The 15,429-nt window shown below is 46.2% G+C and carries 14 protein-coding genes; 8 read left to right on the forward strand and 6 right to left on the reverse strand.

What is annotated here, in order from left to right; all coding sequences use genetic code 11:
* Nucleotides 1-81 precede the first annotated feature (81 nt).
* The 3 genes from clpS (at nt 82) to MMOL_RS09850 (ending at nt 3,473) form a co-directional block, all read left to right on the forward strand.
* Complete coding sequence (clpS, locus tag MMOL_RS09840; RefSeq protein WP_015832878.1) at nt 82-393, forward strand: ATP-dependent Clp protease adapter ClpS; 312 nt, start codon at nt 82-84, stop codon at nt 391-393.
* A 37-nt stretch (nt 394-430) separates the two neighbouring features.
* The gene (gene clpA / locus MMOL_RS09845; protein WP_015832879.1) at nt 431-2,704 is read left to right on the forward strand and encodes an ATP-dependent Clp protease ATP-binding subunit ClpA; all 2,274 of its coding nucleotides are present in this window, start codon (nt 431-433) and stop codon (nt 2,702-2,704) included.
* A gap of 112 nt (nt 2,705-2,816) precedes the next feature.
* Complete coding sequence (locus MMOL_RS09850; RefSeq protein WP_015832880.1) at nt 2,817-3,473, forward strand: trimeric intracellular cation channel family protein; 657 nt, start codon at nt 2,817-2,819, stop codon at nt 3,471-3,473.
* Nucleotides 3,474-3,498: 25 nt separating this feature from the next.
* Here the strand turns inward: MMOL_RS09850 and MMOL_RS09855 are convergent, their stop codons facing one another.
* From MMOL_RS09855 to MMOL_RS09870, 3 genes are all read right to left on the reverse strand, one after another.
* Nucleotides 3,499-4,113 carry a glutathione S-transferase gene (locus MMOL_RS09855; RefSeq protein WP_015832881.1) on the reverse strand — a complete coding sequence of 205 codons (615 nt, stop codon included), beginning with the start codon at nt 4,111-4,113 and terminating at the stop codon, nt 3,499-3,501.
* 14 nt (nt 4,114-4,127) lie between these two features.
* Complete coding sequence (locus MMOL_RS09860) at nt 4,128-5,144, reverse strand: quinone-dependent dihydroorotate dehydrogenase (RefSeq protein ID WP_015832882.1); 1,017 nt, start codon at nt 5,142-5,144, stop codon at nt 4,128-4,130.
* Nucleotides 5,145-5,890: 746 nt separating this feature from the next.
* Nucleotides 5,891-8,023 carry a molybdopterin-containing oxidoreductase family protein gene (locus MMOL_RS09870; RefSeq protein ID WP_015832884.1) on the reverse strand — a complete coding sequence of 711 codons (2,133 nt, stop codon included), beginning with the start codon at nt 8,021-8,023 and terminating at the stop codon, nt 5,891-5,893.
* A 146-nt stretch (nt 8,024-8,169) separates the two neighbouring features.
* Between MMOL_RS09870 and MMOL_RS09875 the strand changes: the two genes are divergently transcribed.
* From MMOL_RS09875 to MMOL_RS09890, 4 genes are all read left to right on the forward strand, one after another.
* Nucleotides 8,170-9,357: a cupin domain-containing protein gene (locus tag MMOL_RS09875; protein WP_015832885.1), complete on the forward strand. Its 1,188-nt coding sequence runs from the start codon at nt 8,170-8,172 to the stop codon at nt 9,355-9,357.
* 23 nt (nt 9,358-9,380) lie between these two features.
* A complete protein-coding gene (locus MMOL_RS09880) occupies nt 9,381-9,872 on the forward strand; it encodes a DUF7931 domain-containing protein (protein WP_148207865.1) in 492 nt (163 codons plus the stop codon).
* A gap of 9 nt (nt 9,873-9,881) precedes the next feature.
* On the forward strand, nt 9,882-10,730 hold the full coding sequence (locus MMOL_RS09885; protein WP_015832887.1) for a secretin N-terminal domain-containing protein: 849 nt from the start codon (nt 9,882-9,884) through the stop codon (nt 10,728-10,730).
* 184 nt (nt 10,731-10,914) lie between these two features.
* The gene (locus MMOL_RS09890) at nt 10,915-11,142 is read left to right on the forward strand and encodes a hypothetical protein (protein ID WP_015832888.1); all 228 of its coding nucleotides are present in this window, start codon (nt 10,915-10,917) and stop codon (nt 11,140-11,142) included.
* A gap of 151 nt (nt 11,143-11,293) precedes the next feature.
* Here MMOL_RS09890 and MMOL_RS09895 read toward each other — a convergent pair whose 3' ends face one another.
* The 3 genes from MMOL_RS09895 to dapA form a co-directional block, all read right to left on the reverse strand.
* Nucleotides 11,294-12,067: an MBL fold metallo-hydrolase gene (locus MMOL_RS09895; protein WP_015832889.1), complete on the reverse strand. Its 774-nt coding sequence runs from the start codon at nt 12,065-12,067 to the stop codon at nt 11,294-11,296.
* Nucleotides 12,068-12,259: 192 nt separating this feature from the next.
* A complete protein-coding gene (gene bamC / locus MMOL_RS09900) occupies nt 12,260-13,555 on the reverse strand; it encodes an outer membrane protein assembly factor BamC (protein ID WP_015832890.1) in 1,296 nt (431 codons plus the stop codon).
* A gap of 30 nt (nt 13,556-13,585) precedes the next feature.
* A complete protein-coding gene (gene dapA / locus MMOL_RS09905; protein WP_015832891.1) occupies nt 13,586-14,461 on the reverse strand; it encodes a 4-hydroxy-tetrahydrodipicolinate synthase in 876 nt (291 codons plus the stop codon).
* A gap of 339 nt (nt 14,462-14,800) precedes the next feature.
* Here dapA and rsxA point away from each other — a divergent pair, with 339 nt between their 5' ends.
* Entirely contained in the window at nt 14,801-15,394 is a 594-nt protein-coding gene (gene rsxA / locus MMOL_RS09910; RefSeq protein WP_015832892.1) for an electron transport complex subunit RsxA, read from the forward strand.
* Nucleotides 15,395-15,429: the final 35 nt, after the last annotated feature.

Below are 15,429 nucleotides of genomic sequence, written 5' to 3' on the forward strand. Positions count from 1 at the left end.
CCTGCTCACAATAATATCTGCGCAAGATACCCCAAATTACACTTGAATTTTTTTCAGTTTGGCTCAAAATAGACTCATACCATGGCAAATAAACCGCACGAAAATGACATTGCACTTAAGCCTGAGGTTGCAAAACCAAAATTACCCCCCATGTTTAAAGTGCTACTGTTAAATGACGACTACACCCCGATGGAGTTCGTTATTGAAGTCATTGAGCGTTTTTTTAATAAAAGCCGTGAACAAGCAACACAAATTATGCTCAAAGTACATACTGAGGGCGCTGGAATATGTGGTATTTACCCACAAGACATTGCAGAAACAAAGATGAATCAGGTAGTGAGTTACGCAAGGCAATCACAGCATCCATTGCAATGCATCGTTGAAATGGCATAAATGTAGGCGAGATACATAAAGAAAGTTAGGTACCGAGATGATAGCGCAGGAATTAGAAGTTAGTTTGCACATGGCGTTTATGGACGCAAGACAAAAACGCCATGAGCTCATCACGGTTGAGCATTTGCTACTCGCAATGATAGATAACCCAACCGCGGCAGAGGTTTTGCGTGCCTGCGGCGCAAAACTAGAAACCCTGCGTACCGAGTTAAACCAATACATCGAAGAACATACCCCAACCGTGATTGGGCAAGACGATGTGGACACTCAGCCAACCTTGGGTTTTCAACGTGTTATTCAGCGAGCGATGTTGCATGTGCAATCTTCCGGCAAAAAAGAAGTTACTGGTGCCAATGTGCTGGTAGCTATTTTTGGTGAAAAAGATTCGCACGCTGTATTCTTCTTGCATCAACAAGGCATTACACGCTTGGATATCGTCAACTTTATTTCGCATGGCGTTTCAAAAATTGGCGAGACTGCCAAGCCTGAGGGTGGCGAGCAAGAAGCTGAGGCCGAAGCAGCGCCCAATGGTGCGCTAGAAAACTACACCCTCAACCTGAACTCGCAAGTGCTAGCCGGCAAAATAGACCCGTTGATTGGTCGCGCCTCCGAACTAGAGCGTGTGGTGCAAACCTTGTGCCGTCGCCGCAAAAACAACCCATTACTGGTAGGTGAAGCTGGCGTTGGTAAAACCGCCATCGCTGAAGGCTTGGCGCGCCGTATCGTAGAAAAAGACATCCCAGATGTATTGGCTAACGCAGTGGTGTACTCACTCGACATGGGAGCATTGCTCGCAGGCACCAAATACCGTGGCGACTTTGAACAGCGCTTAAAAGCAGTGATGAAACAATTGGAAGAAAAGCCTGACGCCATTTTGTTTATTGATGAAATTCATACGCTGATTGGTGCAGGTTCTGCCAGCGGTGGCACTTTGGATGCCAGCAACCTATTAAAACCAGCGTTATCTAATGGCTCGCTCAAATGCATAGGCGCCACCACTTATCAAGAGTATCGTGGCATCTTTGAAAAAGACCACGCTCTTTCTCGCCGCTTCCAGAAGGTGGATGTGGTAGAACCTAGCGTTGCCGAAACCATTGAGATTCTCAAAGGCCTTAAATCACGCTTTGAAACACACCATAGCGTGAAATATACGGCCGCGGCACTCACCACAGCAGCCGAACTGTCTGCCAAATACATCAATGACCGTCACCTGCCGGACAAGGCGATTGACGTGATTGATGAGGCTGGTGCCGCACAACGCATCTTGCCAAAATCTAAACAGAAAAAAGTGATAGGCAATAAAGAGATTGAAGACATTATTGCCAAAGTGGCGCGTATCCCGCCCAAAAATATTTCTTCTGACGACCGCAATGCGCTGAAAACGCTAGAACGCGATTTGAAAGCTGTGGTATTTGGTCAAGATAAAGCGATTGAAGCCTTGTCTTCTGCCGTTAAAATGGCGCGCAGCGGCTTGGGCCAAAATAACAAACCAATCGGTAGCTTCTTATTCAGCGGCCCGACTGGTGTGGGTAAAACCGAAGTGGCTAAACAGCTAGCCTACATTATGGGCATAGAACTGATTCGCTTTGATATGAGTGAATATATGGAACGCCATGCGGTTTCACGCTTGATTGGCGCGCCTCCGGGCTATGTGGGTTTTGAACAGGGTGGCCTGATGACAGAAGCAATCACCAAACATCCGTACTGCGTATTGCTGTTGGATGAAATTGAAAAAGCACACCCTGATATTTTCAACATTTTGTTGCAAGTGATGGATCACGGTACGCTCACCGATAATAATGGCCGCAAGGCAGACTTCAGAAACGTCACCATTATCATGACCACCAACGCTGGTGCAGAGAGTTTGTCTAAATCCAACATGGGCTTCACCACTGCGAAACAAGCTGGCGATGAGCAAGCTGATATCAAACGCTTATTCTCTCCTGAGTTCCGCAATAGGCTGGATGCGACCGTGTCATTTACTGCACTGTCACATGACATCATTATCCGCGTGGTAGATAAATTCTTGATTCAACTTGAAGACCAGTTGCATGAGAAAAAAGTTGAGGCAACATTCAGTGATGCACTCAAAACTTACCTCGGCAAAAAAGGCTTTGACCCACAAATGGGCGCACGCCCAATGGCAAGGTTGATTCAAGACACCATCCGCAAAGCATTGGCTGATGAGTTGCTGTTTGGCAAACTAGCTAACGGTGGCAGTGTGCATGTAGATATTGATGACAAAGACGAAGTAAAACTTATCTTTGCAGAAAGCAATCAAGACGAGGCTAAAGACTTAGCAACCACTTAAATCTCATTGACTGTAATCTAACAGACTGCGTGTTAACAGCACCACAACACTCAATTTGCTAGTGGTGCTGAGTAAACAGACAGTTGTCGCTTGTTATTAAGGGTACGCTGCCATGGTCGATGTCACTGCATCTACGTTACAAGTATCTACACTACAGGTTGCAATTGAGATTTTTGCCACCTCGGCCTTTGCACTTTCCGGGTTAATCGCTGGCTTCAGAAAACAATTGGATGCATTTGGCGTATTTGTAGTCACAGGCGTGGCTGCATTCGGCGGCGGCACTTTACGTGACGTACTACTGGATCGACGCCCGTTCTTTTGGGTGGATCACGCTAACTGGATATGGCTAATGCTAGGCGTATGCATGCTGGCCATGTTATTTATGCGCAATAAACATATCCAGCTCACCGAGCGCGCCATCCTTATCCCGGATGCGCTAGGCTTGGGTCTATACGCAGCCTTGGGCACACAAATCGCATTACAGCAGCAACTGCCGGTGATTGTATGTGCGCTCATGGGGGTAATGACTGCGGTCTTCGGCGGCGTGCTAAGGGACATCTTTTGCAATGAAATCCCTAAAGCTTTTAGTGATTACCAGCCCTATGCCGTGATCGCATTTCTAGGTGGCTTAATGGTGTGGCTACTGAATCAGCTTGGACTCGCATCCTGGCTTTGCATCTTTATCCCCGCGACGCTGATGACGATATTGCGCATTTTGGCCATACATTTTGAATGGCGCCTGCCACACTGGAAAATTGAGTCTAACTAAACCCCAACTGATAAAGCAAACCAATTTACTGCGATGAGTAAACCGGGTGTTTATCCATAATGCTATTAAATAATACAGACGACAGCATCAAATTTAGCCAAACTTTTAACTTGGGATAAGCTGCGGTCTCAAACCACACGGCATCTACCGCAGAAAACTGGCGAATAAACGGAAAGATCGCGATATCGGCCAGCGTCGGCTTAGTACCCATCAAAAATTCCGTTTGGGCCAACCGCTGTTCCAGCTTGGCTAAAAACACCTCACCCTGGGAGCGATAATCCTCCATCGGCTGTTCAGGAAAGCGTATTGCGTATTTATAGCGGTCTAACGCTTGTTTGAAACTGGCGTCATTTTCCGTAATAAGCGCCTGTGTTTGTTCTGCATCAGCAACTAGCCAACCATCAGGATCACTATGCTGCAACGCCCAATGCATAATATCCAGGCTCTGCTCGAGCACTGCGCCTTGCAAAGTTACCAATACCGGCACCGTGCCTTTCGGCGAGATTTGGAGCAAATGTGCGGGCTTATCACGCAATGCGATTTCACGTATTTCTACCGTAATACCCGCATACTTCAAGGCCATACGTGCGCGCATGGCGTAAGGACAACGGCGATAGGAATATAAAATCGGCAAGGTCATTAACAGAAAATGGATTAGCCCAAAGCCTGCGCTACGTCACGAATCAACTGTGGGCCTTTATAGATTAAACCACTGTACAACTGCACCAAACTTGCACCCGCCGCAATTTTCTCTACCGCATCGGCCCCGCTCAAAATACCACCCACACCGATAATCGGTAATGCGCCTTGCAAGCGTTGCGATAATTGCTGAATCACCACTGTAGATTTATCTCGTACCGGTGCGCCAGACAGTCCACCAGTTTCTGCGGCATTTTGCATGCCCTGCACTGCGTCACGCGAGAGCGTGGTATTGGTTGCAATCACACCGTCAATTTTATGCAGCATCAGTAAATCGGCAATTTCATTCACTTGCTCTAACTCTAAATCCGGTGCAATTTTTAGAGCGATTGGTACATAACGGCCATGCTGCTCAGCCAAGATTAACTGTTCGGCTTTTAATGTTGCGAGCAAGTCAGACAGTGCTTCTTTTTCTTGCAATGCACGCAGATTCTTAGTGTTGGGTGAAGAAATGTTCACCGTGATATAACTAGCATACGCATATACTTTACGCATGCAGATCAAATAGTCACTTACCGCATTTTCATTGGGCGTATCAAAGTTCTTGCCAATATTGATACCAAGCACGCCTTGGTACTTAGCCGCCTTCACGTTTTCTATCAGGTTATCTACACCTAGGTTATTAAAACCAAAGCGATTCACGATGCCTTGCGCTTCAGCTACGCGGAATAAACGTGGCTTAGGGTTACCAGGCTGCGGTCTAGGGGTAACCGTACCCACTTCAATAAAGCCAAAGCCTAAGGCGGCCATGCCATCAATCACCGCCGCATTTTTATCCAAGCCAGCAGCCAAACCAACCGCATTAGGAAAAGTAATGCCCATGACCTGCCGAGGCTGACAGATAGGTGCCGATGGATACAACTTCAAAGCTCCCAACCGCTCAGCAGTTTTTAAGGTCTTTAAAGTAAAGTCGTGAACAGATTCAGCATCAAACTGAAACAAAATAGGACGTGCGAGAGAGTATGTATTCATAGGCGTAATTTTACTGTATTAGCCTCCATCTCCCAAATTCATCAAAGCCACTGAATTCCCGTCTACGCGGGAATGACGGAACTGAAGTATTAATGAATAAGGCTTAACTTCACTGGCTTTGTCCTTAAATCCCCTGCTACCGCGCCTGTGATGCACAGATTTATGGGAGACTTCGGCAAGCGGATGTTTGAACGAAGTGAGTTTCCGATTGACGCCCATAAAACTATGTAGCGCAGGAAGCAAGCGGTAGGGGGTGTCGTTTACTTTGGTTACTTTCTTTTGGATAAGCAAAAGAAAGTAACTCGCCTGTCGCGCGAGAGCGACTATCTACAATTACCGAACAGTTAAAATTGAGCATCTACATAAAACTATATTGAAAGGCATGCCTGTGAGACAGGTGGGAATTTATACAATGTTTCTCAGCTAGGCATTTGCATAGCAAAATTTTGTTAGAGGAGAAATCAAAATGAAGAAATATAAAGTATTGATTAAACTAATTTTACTAAGACTTAAATTCCCTATAAAGCAATCAGCACGAATTTATTATTATAATAAGCTCGAATACTCCGGATATAAGTCCGCTTTTGAAGATGAGATAAACTTTATGGCTCATTTAAAAGACGCATGGACAGAACATAGCTGGTTAATGAATGCATCAGCTTGTATATTAGGGTTGATTTACTTAATTCAGAAGATATTCTTCTAATTAATTCTAAAGAGGCAACATAAGTTGCCTCTTTAAAAAGCTACCCTAGCGCCACCTCCACCAAGTTATCACTAAAGGTAGTCGAGTGCCCCATATCCCCAAACTCAGCCGAGCTAATACAATTCACCGTGCCATTATTCAACTGCCGCCAATAACCAAGCGTTGCCACCACAATCCCTGCATTCACATCTTCTGAAACTTTCGCTACACCCTCAAACGCGCCACGGTCATTAAATACCCTCACCACATTGCCTTCTTGAATGTTACGTGCGCGAGCATCGAGCTGATTAATTAGCACAAACTGTTCGCCCTGCCCCTTAATTTTCTCTGCCACATTGGCATAGCATGAATTCAAAAAGCCATGACTCTTAGGCGAAATGATATTCAGTGGGTACTTGGCTGCGAGCTCTGGATTAGTTGCAGGCGTTTCACGGGACGGCACATAATCGGGCAAGCTATCCAAATCTTCTCCCGGCTGGAAGCCGTCATACATTTGCCGGAATGGGCCAGCTACAAAGTTCTTGGCACCTTCTACTAAAAAGTGACACTTGCCAGTCGGGGTTGGAAATTCGCCTTTCGCATGACGTGCACGCGTATCTTTATCACCAAACGCTTTTAAGCGTGCAAAGCCGTGCTGACGTAAATAGTTCAAATCAATGCCATCACAGGTCGGTGAGTTCCAGTCCACGTAATTTTCTAGGCACTCGCTATCATTCCACTGAAAATTAGCATCGGTATAGCCCATGCGTTTAGCTAATTGCCGGAATATCTCATTATTGGGGATAGCTTCACCTGGTGGGTCTATGCATTTTGCATTGTAGGTCAGATACAAATGCCCCCACGACAGCACCATATCTTCCATCTCCGCGCCCATGGCTGCCGGCAGGATAATATCAGCATAGGCAGCGGTATCCGACATAAAATGCTCAGCTACCACTAAGAACAAATCTTCACGCTCTAAGCCTTTAACTATTTTGTCGGTTTCTGGCGCCTGCGTCAGCGGGTTGGTGTTCCAAACCATCATAGACTTAATTGGGGTTTTTAGTGGTAACTCCCCTGTCAGTGCGCGACCAAGCTGCAGATTATTCACAACAGGCGTTCCCTCCGGTATCAAATCCGGACGTGAAATCACATCAAATTTATAAGGGTGCTCCCATACTGGGAACTGTAAAGCACCTCCGCCTACATGACGCCATGCGCCAATCAATGCAGGCAAACTTGTCACCGCACGGATGGCCTGACTACCGCCGTAACTTCGCTCTAACGCCACACCCAAACGTATCACTGCTGGTGGCGTAGTGGCGTATTCACGTGCAAATTTTCGAATATCATCGGCGGAGATACCGGTAATTTCTGCCGCCCATTCTGGCGTTCTGGTTTTAGCGCGCTCAGCCAGCTCTTGATAGCCAACGGTGTAGTTGTCGATATAATCCTGATCAGCCAAACCTTCATTGATGATGACATGCATCATTGCCATTGCTAACGCACCATCAGTACCCGGTTTAGGTGCAATATGCCAATCCGCCTCTTTAGCGGTTTTAGAGGCATAAGAGTCCACGACAACCACCTTGGCGCCTTTTTTCTGTGCTTCGTGGATAATATGCCAGTGATGTAAGTTAGTGCTTACTGAGTTGCACGCCCATATCACTATATACTTGGCATGCGAAAAACTTTCAGGATCCACCCCTGCAGTAGGCCCCACCGTTAGTAGCCATGCGGTACAAGAACCCTCACCGCAAAACGTGCGCTCACACACAGTTGCCCCCATGCGGTTAAAAAAAGCATCGCCGCCATTTAACCCATGCACCAAGCCTTGGTTGCCCAAATAACTATTCGGCATGATGGCGTGTGGGCCATCAGCAGCAATAATTGCTTTCCATTTATCGGTAATTTCATCTAGGGCTTCTTGCCAAGAAATGCGCTTGAATTGCTTACTACCTTTGGGGCCTGTGCGCTTGAGCGGGTATAACAAACGGTCAGGATGATAGTGGCGCTTCTCGTAATCTTTCAACTTCACACAAAGGCCACCACGCGTCATGGGATGCTCTTTATTGCCAGTGACGGAAATTAATTTGTTATCTTTAACCGTATACACCATTGAGCATGTGTCAGGGCAATCATGTGGACAGCCTCCATGAAAGGTTTGGGTAGAGGTATCAGCTGGAGCATTCATATCAACATCCTTAAATAATATAACGATGGTTCAAAATAGCGGATTGCAGAACATTGCTTTATTTTTACTAGCTAACATAAATATATGCTCACCTGTAAGCATTGGCAATGGCATAATAATTCACTGAGTTATTAATCAACACGCACATGAACAATCCTAACCAACCACTACAGCTACTCGGCGGCATCAGCGCTAGCGAATTCCTGCAACACTACTGGCATAAAAAACCTTTACTGATTAAAAATGCCATCCCTGGATTTACCGGTTTATTAAGCCCGGATGAACTGGCGGGCTTGGCTTGCGAAGAAGAAGTGCAGTCACGCATCGTAGAGGAGATCAAAGGCAAATGGTACGCAAGCCACGGTCCATTTGAAGAGAGTGACTTTGCAAACTTACCAGAGAAGCCAGACCCCAAGCACCGCTGGACTTTGCTAGTACAGAGTGTGAACCATCACTTACCTGAGGCGGCTGAACTGCTGAGCCAGTTTAATTTTATTCCACATGCCAGACTAGACGACCTGATGGTGAGTTATGCGCCAGATGGCGGCGGCGTGGGGCCGCATTTTGATAGCTACGATGTATTCTTGCTGCAAGGTCAAGGCAAACGCTTATGGCGCATTAGCGAGCAAACAGACTTGAGTTTGGTTGAAGGTGCCCCACTAAGAATTTTGAAAAACTTTGATACGGCACAAGAGTGGTTAGTAGAGGCTGGCGATTTACTATACCTCCCACCACATTTAGCGCACTGGGGTATTGCCGTTACCGATGGCGACACAGATTGCATGACCTACTCGATCGGCTTTAGAGCGCCCAAAGTGCATGAACTTGTCACAGAGTTTCTTGGCTTTATGCAAGACAAACTCAATCAAGATGCCAACGCCTTACCTGGTATCTATCAAGATGCGGACTTAACGCCACAAGAACACCCAGCCCAAATTGGCAGCAGCATGGTTAGCAAAGTGGCTGAGATTTTAAAAACCATACAATGGTCAGAGCAACATGTGGCGGATTTTTTAGGGTCCTACTTATCAGAGCCTAAACCTGACATTTTTTTCGAGCCCAATAAAAAAATGTCTTTACGAAAATTTAATGAGAATCTGCTACAGCATGGCATCAGCCTGGATTTAAAAAGCCAAATGCTGTTTACCCAGCAATATTTTTATTTAAATGGCGAAGCCATCAGCGCAGCTGGCCAAGCTGCAAGCTTGCTTACCGCGCTAGCAGATTACCGCATGCTAACTAGCGATGATATTGCACAAGCTGGTGAAGTAGATAGCGCATTTATCGAGCAACTGCATGGCTGGTACCTCGCTGGCTATCTTTACTTTAATTAAACTTAACGCGTATGATAAGTATCATGGATAACACTTTGATGCCGGATAAAATCATCATTGGTGAGCATTTGTATAATGAGGCAATCCAGCGCATTATACAAAGCGCTGAGCGTGAGCTTTTAATCTTTGACCAAGATTTAAAGCTCGGCGGGTTCTCCAGCTTGGCCATCTATGAATTACTGCAGCAATTCTTAAGTCAGAAGATAACTAGTCAAGTATCCATTATTTTGCAAGATAGTGCCTATTTTCAAGAAAAATGTCCCAGACTGCTTAATCTGCTTGAAATCTTTGGGCACAAAATGCGGGTATACGTAACCAACCAATCAGCAAAGCATGCGAAAGACTGCTTTATTCTCGCCGATGGTAAACACTATATTAAGCGCATCCATATCGACCAAGCGCGCTTTAAATATGCCTATGACGATATAGCAACGGTTAAAGCACTCAACAGCAGATTTGATGAGCTCACAGAGGCGATTCAAGACACAGTGAGCACAACACCATTAGGCTTGTAAGGCATCGACATGATACGACTATTGATAAAAATACGACTATTGATAAAAAACCGTGTGCTGTGGCTATTGATGGCGTTAAGCTTCACGCTATCAAGTTACGCGGCCAATGATTTCAAGATTTTTACCTTGCAGCATCGCTTTGCCGAAGAGGTCTTGCCAACCATTCAAGCCGTAATTGGCGATCATGGCACTGCCTCTGCCATACAAAACCAACTCATTGTACGCACCGATAGCAGAACGATGGCAGAGGTTGAACAAACCATCTCCACACTGGATACCGCACGTGAAAACTTCACCATCAGCGTCAAGCGCCAGAACATCTCCTCTGGCAGTAACCGTAACAGCACAATCAGAGGCCGCACCCGCATCGGTAATGCCACCATACAAACCGGCAATGATGCAAGAGGTGGTAGGGATGGCATCCAAATAGGCATAGAAGACAACCAGACCAACGCTCAACAAAGTAGCCAACAATTTATTCGGGTCACGGACGGCGCACCGGCTTACATCAGTGTAGGTGAGTCTATTCCCTACACTAATGAATGGGTGGTACTCACGCGCCGTTATGCAGTTAGGCAGGTCAGCACGCAATTTGTAGATATCGGCACAGGCTTTACCGTGCGCGCCCGCAGCATAGGCAGTCAAATTGAACTTGAAATCACCCCGACTTTTTCCAGGCTGCAGCAAGATGGTCGCATAGAGTTTGAGCAGCTATCATCTACAGTGCGAGTGCAGCGCGGTGAGTGGGTCAATATTGGTGGTATCATGCAAGACAAAGATGAGGTTAGTCGCGCGATATTAGCCAGCGGCAGCGGGCAATCTTCTCAGAACAGCCAGCTTTTTATTCGTGTTGAATAATCATTTTTTGGCAAGCTGTATGAAAGCGGGAACTTTTTTACTATATTTCAGCTTAATATTTGAAATGTAGTGTTTTTTTTTTAATTCCTGCTAGAATTTGCGCCACTCGATATAGTTATTAGTCACTTTTTAAGTAGTATCGAAAACAGTTTTTTAACCAGTTAAACTCATAAGGAAATATAAAATGACACGTTCTGTTTTGTTAGCTGCATTGTTAGCTCTTGCTGTTACTGCTTGTGGTGAAAAAGCTGCTGAAGCTCCTGCTGTTGAAGCTCCTGCTGTTGAAGCTCCTGCTGCTGAAGCTGCTCCTGCTGCTGAAGCACCAGCTGCTGAAGCTGCTCCTGCTGCTGAAGCACCAGCTGCTGAAGCTGCTCCTGCTGCTGAAGCTGCTCCTGCTGAAGCTGCAAAATAATTTATTGTTTAATCAATAATTATTAAAAAAGCCGACGTAAGTCGGCTTTTTTTATTGTTAAACACTCAGCTCAGCGATTAGCACTAACTCAGATGCTCCCGTAACCAATTGAACTAATTTTGGTGAACTGATTCTTGGCAAATTACTTTGGTTAACTAATTTGCCGCCAGTCAAAACCCAAGGCCTGATCCGCAATACCAATCCAATCTAGGGTGCAACCCGCAGTTTGTGCCAACGCAGTTTTCGCGAGCAATGGCGTATTGTTCTTTGCACTCAGATGCGCAGCGATTAAATGCTGCAATTTAGAACGATCTAACCTGGCAAGTAAATCAGCCGCAGCTGCATTCTCCAAATGCCCCCACTCACCACCCACACGTTTCTTTAAAGAGGCCGCATAAGGTCCATTACGCAGCATGGCGCTATCATGATTACACTCCAGCACCAACGCATCACAGCCGCTTAATTGCTGCTCGATATGCACAGTGCTGCGTCCTACATCAGTCAGCACCCCTAGGCGACGCTGACCATCGCCAAATACAAATTGCACAGGCTCACGCGCATCATGTGGAACTGGGTAAGGGTACACCTCAACATCAGCCACACTAAACGGTGTGTGGCTATCAATGACATTCAGTTGTAAATCATGCTGACGCGGGAAATATCGCTCAGCCATTTTGAGGGTGCCATAGGTGAGCCAAACCGGTATGTGATGCGCAGCGGCAAACTTAAAAGCACCACCTGCGTGATCATCATGTTCGTGTGTGATGACGACACCCGCTAAATCTTCAGGGCTTAGGTTTAAACGCGCCAAGCGACTAGTGGTTTCCTTAATGCTAAACCCACAGTCCAGCATTAACCTTGTGTTGTTGACCTCCACCACTAGCGCATTGCCAGCGCTGCCACTGCCAAGCGAAGCAAAGCGCATTCTGATCTCTCTTCTATAAACAATATTAAAGACAAGCTAGTGCTGAGCAAGTAGCAAGCTAAAAACATATAGATGCCTAATCGATAGCAAACCTAGCATATATTGGCCGAAAACCGTCCGCGCAGCCTAGCTTGAAGCCTGTAACGACACCTAATAAAAAAGGCGGCCAGAGCCGCCTTTTCTAACGCTTAGTTAGCGCAACTGCTCATACATCAAGGCAATAATTCTGTTTGCCGTTGTGGTACGAACCCGTGCGCCCTCGCTATCAACCACAGTGACCACGGCACCATTGTCAGCATCACTCACTTTGATACGGTATTGACGCTCTTTGTTAGCTTTTTGCTTGTCGTCACTACCCCAGAATTTCAAGCTATCCACGATACTTTTATCTTCTTTTTTGGCGGCTGTTTCAGGCTTCTTCGCCTCATCATCACCCCAGAATTTAATGCTCTCGATCAAACCTTTCTTTTTCTTAGGCGCATCGTCGATATCCACGTCAGCATAGCGCACAAAGTAAAGACCATTAGAGCGATCTCTATCGTCAATCACAAAGCCCACACGGTCTAAAGCCAAGCCCACACGGCGCCATGCACGGTCGAACTGATCGGTCAGCAGCAACCTAGCGCTACCGTCAGACTCTTTCACCACCTCAGCATTTTTAGACACGGCTGCATCAGCCAGTATCGCTTGCGATTTCTTCTCTTCTACGCCCAGTTTCACCATCAAACGGCGTAATAGCTCAACGTCCAACTCCGCATCAAAAGCATCGTTCTTAGGCGTAGTTGCCGCGTCAGCTCTGTAGCCGGTTTCAATGTCACCCAATTGTGTTCTAACACGGTTTTTACCATCATCCGGCGCACCCACCACTGAGCGATGCGACATGTAAATCTCGGTGGTGCCCGTGTCGTTACCATGCTCCAAACGCGTACGGAATTTTCGCTTATCCGCAAATCCTGATAATTTATCCAGCCATTTATCAAACTTATCTAGCGCATTACCAGACTCATCCTTTTTAATCGCCTCAGCATCAATCCACTCGGTTTCCATCACGCCAATTTGTGGATTCTCTACACGCACCGCAAAGCCCATATCGGTCCAGAAATCACGAATCAGTGGCCAAATTTTATCGGCAGGCGCATTCACTACCAGCCAACGCTGCGTGCCGGACTTCTCCATACGCACACCTTCTGGGTTTTGTAGCACTTTCTCAACACCTACCTCTTGCCCCTCTTGCGCTTGGCTATAACTAGAGTAACTCGCGCTACCCGGCACTGCGTACGCTTCACTCACTGGGCTCGCCGTCAGGTCTGGCGGCACTTCCAGCGGACGGGAGCGGCCTGCGCCTTTGTAATCCGACTTATTATCAATAAAAGGTATAGAGTCACAAGCGCTTAAACTTGCCATCAAAAACAAAGGCAGCATTACAGTCTTTGCTTTACGCAACGCTCCTGAACCATAAGCGCTTGCGTTGAAATTAACTTGTTTCATTCAAACCTCGTGTTAGAACTCTATTGTTCGTTATAAAATTTGTGCAGGCTCACATGCCTTGCGTAAAACTTCATGATACTGCGCAGATAAACTAACCATAGGCAAGCGAATGCCGGTTTTAATCATGCCCATCTGCTCCAACACCCATTTGACAGGGATTGGATTTGCCTCAACAAACAGCTTCTGATGCAAGCCAAACAGTTTGGCGTTGATTTCACGCGCAACTTTGACATCACCCGCCAGCGCTGCCACGCACATGTCGTGCATCAACTTAGGCGCTACGTTGGCTGTTACTGAAATAACGCCATGCCCACCCAACAACATTAAAGATAATGCAGTTGCATCGTCGCCACTGTAAATTGCGAACTCTTTTGGAGCGCGTAACAGCAAATCAGTTCCACGCTCAATGCCGCCGGTTGCATCTTTAATGCCCACGATATTGGCATGGGTAGCTAAACGCAGTACGGTGTCGTTACTGATATCACAGCCAGTACGGCCTGGTACGTTGTAGAGAATTTGCGGAATAGCTACGGCATCGGCCACGGCTTTAAAATGCTGATACAAGCCTTCTTGCGTAGGCTTGTTGTAATAAGGCGCAACCAACAGACAGGCGTCAGCGCCTAGCGCTTTGGCTTTTTTCGTCAGCACAATGGCTTCTTTGGTTGAGTTAGCGCCAGTGCCGGCAATCACCGGTACACGACCAGCCACTTGCTCGACGGCAGTTTGAATCAGCAAGCAATGCTCATCAAAATCTACAGTAGGAGACTCCCCTGTAGTGCCAACAATCACAATACCATCCGAACCCTGATCAATATGAAAATCAATCAATGATTTTAAAGATGGGATATCTAAACGCCCATCTTCAAACATGGGCGAAACAATAGCAACTAAACTGCCTTGCAACATAGGAAATCTACCTGATTCATAATGTTATATTTTAACCTGAATGTTTCATAATTTTCTGCATTTATTACGCACAATTTCCATTTGGCGATTATTTTATAAGAACATTCGCCCATATCTTTCTGTAAGTACCGGCAATCAGCAAGCTTGTGACTGCCGTAGCACTTAAATCACACGGCACGAGGTAAATTGCCAACGCCACAGACAACGCAGATGCCTGCCTGCTAAACTGTAGCTAAAACTTATGGCAGCATTGATATATCAAACACTTACTAAGTACGGTCTTGACGGATTAACGCTGTATAATCTAGGCACTTATTGCTGAAATCCCATATTTGAAATATGACTTTCGACTTTCATCATTACATTATGATTTTAATTGGCACCGTGTTTGTAAATAACATTGTGCTAGTGAAGATTCTGGGCTTATGCCCATTCATGGGCGTTTCTAAAAAACTAGAAGCCTCTATCGGTATGGCCGGTGCCACCGCGCTAGTATTAAGCGTAGGCTCGATGACCAGTTGGGGTATTAACCATTACCTGCTAGAGCCGAATGGGCTGTTTTATCTACGGACACTTTCTTTCATAGTGATTATTGCCGGTGTGGTGCAGTTGACCGAAATGGTCATGGAAAAGAACTTCCCTACCCTGCACCAAGGTCTTGGCATTTTCTTACCGCTAATCACTACCAACTGCGCGGTGCTTGGCATCCCACTGCTTAATGCACAAGCTAGCCATAGCTTTTTGGAGTCACTATTTTTCGGGCTAGGTGGCGCGCTAGGCTTTTCACTAGTATTGATACTGTTTGCATCCATGCGTGAGCGCTTAGAAGGCGCAGACGTACCTGCGGCATTTAAAGGCTCGGCGATTGCGATGATTACCGCCGCATTGATGAGCTTGGCCTTTATGGGCTTTATGGGTCTAGACAAATATTAAAGTTGATTACTGAACCGCTGAGCAGTAATAAAAAC

The organism is Methylotenera mobilis JLW8 (genome assembly GCF_000023705.1).
Lineage (GTDB): Bacteria > Pseudomonadota > Gammaproteobacteria > Burkholderiales > Methylophilaceae > Methylotenera > Methylotenera mobilis.

Excerpts from the sequence above, each read along its gene's own strand:
- dapA (WP_015832891.1), bottom strand. The coding sequence starts at position 14,461 with ATGTTGCAAGGCAGTTTAGTTGCTATTGTTTCGCCCATGTTTGAAGAT.
- clpA (WP_015832879.1), top strand. The coding sequence starts at position 431 with ATGATAGCGCAGGAATTAGAAGTTAGTTTGCACATGGCGTTTATGGAC.
- MMOL_RS09855 (WP_015832881.1), bottom strand. The coding sequence starts at position 4,113 with ATGACCTTGCCGATTTTATATTCCTATCGCCGTTGTCCTTACGCCATG.
- MMOL_RS09860 (WP_015832882.1), bottom strand. The coding sequence starts at position 5,144 with ATGAATACATACTCTCTCGCACGTCCTATTTTGTTTCAGTTTGATGCT.
- MMOL_RS09885 (WP_015832887.1), top strand. The coding sequence starts at position 9,882 with ATGATACGACTATTGATAAAAATACGACTATTGATAAAAAACCGTGTG.
- MMOL_RS09850 (WP_015832880.1), top strand. The coding sequence starts at position 2,817 with ATGGTCGATGTCACTGCATCTACGTTACAAGTATCTACACTACAGGTT.
- clpS (WP_015832878.1), top strand. The coding sequence starts at position 82 with ATGGCAAATAAACCGCACGAAAATGACATTGCACTTAAGCCTGAGGTT.
- bamC (WP_015832890.1), bottom strand. The coding sequence starts at position 13,555 with ATGAAACAAGTTAATTTCAACGCAAGCGCTTATGGTTCAGGAGCGTTG.
- MMOL_RS09890 (WP_015832888.1), top strand. The coding sequence starts at position 10,915 with ATGACACGTTCTGTTTTGTTAGCTGCATTGTTAGCTCTTGCTGTTACT.
- MMOL_RS09870 (WP_015832884.1), bottom strand. The coding sequence starts at position 8,023 with ATGAATGCTCCAGCTGATACCTCTACCCAAACCTTTCATGGAGGCTGT.
- MMOL_RS09880 (WP_148207865.1), top strand. The coding sequence starts at position 9,381 with ATGGATAACACTTTGATGCCGGATAAAATCATCATTGGTGAGCATTTG.
- MMOL_RS09895 (WP_015832889.1), bottom strand. The coding sequence starts at position 12,067 with ATGCGCTTTGCTTCGCTTGGCAGTGGCAGCGCTGGCAATGCGCTAGTG.
- rsxA (WP_015832892.1), top strand. The coding sequence starts at position 14,801 with ATGACTTTCGACTTTCATCATTACATTATGATTTTAATTGGCACCGTG.
- MMOL_RS09875 (WP_015832885.1), top strand. The coding sequence starts at position 8,170 with ATGAACAATCCTAACCAACCACTACAGCTACTCGGCGGCATCAGCGCT.